The following is a 1429-nucleotide window of genomic DNA, read 5'->3' as shown; positions in this document are numbered from 1 at the left end:
CCGCGGCGGCGGTATTCCACGAGCCGCGTCTCGACATGGCTGTCCTCCACCATCATCGCATAGTCGAGCGCCGTCATGTCGGCCATTCCTCCTCCGCTGTGGCGCGCCTCCAGGTAGCGGCGGAAGAGGCCGTATTGCTCGGGGGTCGGCTGGTTCGGCAGGACGGTGCCGACGAGGTCGCGGTTGAGCCTCAGCACCCGCTTCATGCTCGCCGAGAGAGCGAATTCGCCGGCGAGAACACGCACCGAGATGCAGGCCCGGCAGCCCTCGCAAGCGGGCCGGTAGGCGATCGTCTGCGAGCGGCGGAATCCGCCCTGGGTCAGGACCTCGTTGATCTCCCGGGCGCGCCGGCCCACGATATGGGTGAAGACCTTCCTCTCCTGCCGGCCCGGCAGGTAGGGGCAGGGCGAGGGCGCCGTCAGGTAGAATTGCGGCGCATCGCGCGGATGGCTCGTCAAGCGTCTCGCCTCACCATGGTCGCGCCACGATGCCCGAAGCGCGCCCGCCGGAGCAAGGGGCGCGTCGTCTTCAGCGGCGGATGACGACGATATCCGCCAGGAGATCGTGGCCGAGGCGCCGGTCGCTGCGGGCGAGCCCGATGACGATGTCGAGCACGAAGAGCGCCAGGGTGCCGATGCCCACATAGAAGAGAAGGGCGTGGAGCCCGGCGAGCAGGGGGCCCGCGCCCCGGCCCGTCGAGGATTCCAGCGCGACGAGCCCGGTCATGCGCATGCCGATCGTGCCCATGGAGGGCCCGCCGATGCTGAGCGCGCTGTAGAGGATCGCCGTGCCGGGGATGAGGATGACGTAGAGCCCCCAGGTGAGGCCGAAGGTGAAGATGCCGGCCACGCCGATCAGGAAGCCGAACAGCACCACGAGGAACGAGATCACGACGACGTCGATGCAATAGGCGAGGACGCGCCGGCTCAGCACCCCGTCGGTCCGCCCGAGCGGCATCGGCGCGGCCTGGCCGGGATAGGCTCCCGCGTCGCGATAGGAATCCTGCCCGGCATATCGGCCGTGCGGCACGTAGTTCGTCTGTGTCATTTTCCCCTCAATAGGCCGCTTCGGACAACCCGGTGGGGCCGAGGGGTCTCGGATCGAGACCGTCGGCCGCCAGCGCGGAGAGAACGTCCGAAGTGTGCTGAGTGTTTCGTGTCTCGATCGTTACATCGACGGTCACGCTCTTGGCGGGCACGTCCAGGAAAAGCCGCCCGTGCGAGACCTCGAGGATATTGGCGCCGAGCGCGCCGAGCCGGCTCGCCACCTCGCCGAGAAAGCCCGGGCGGTCGTGGCTCGTGATCCGAAAGGACGCGATCCGGTTCTCACGCTCCAGCTCCCTCACCATCACGGCCGCGAGCAGCCGCGCGTCGATATTGCCGCCGGAGAGCACGAGGCCCACCCGGCGGCCGGCAAAGAGATCGGGATG

2 protein-coding genes and 1 pseudogene are annotated in these 1429 nt (G+C 68.6%); all 3 read right to left on the bottom strand.

All coding sequences use genetic code 11. From position 1 onward, the window contains the following. A pseudogene (locus PKD06_RS01260) lies at positions 1–458 on the bottom strand (arginyltransferase); the annotation flags it as partial. 70 nt (positions 459–528) lie between these two features. Further along, positions 529–1047 (bottom strand): RDD family protein, encoded by a 519-nt coding sequence (locus PKD06_RS01255; RefSeq protein ID WP_324376940.1) that lies wholly within the window; start codon positions 1045–1047, stop codon positions 529–531. 7 nt (positions 1048–1054) lie between these two features. Continuing rightward, positions 1055–1429, bottom strand: a 375-nt coding sequence (locus tag PKD06_RS01250) for an ACT domain-containing protein (protein ID WP_324376938.1), incomplete at its 5' end; no start/stop codon positions are given.

Source organism: Enterovirga sp. (assembly GCF_035325185.1).
GTDB lineage: Bacteria > Pseudomonadota > Alphaproteobacteria > Rhizobiales > Beijerinckiaceae > Enterovirga.
This window is presented reverse-complemented; position numbering and strand designations above follow the sequence as displayed.

What these genes read in the sequence shown, in the direction of transcription:
- PKD06_RS01255 (WP_324376940.1), bottom strand. Translation starts at nt 1,047, where the DNA reads ATGACACAGACGAACTACGTGCCGCACGGCCGATATGCCGGGCAGGAT.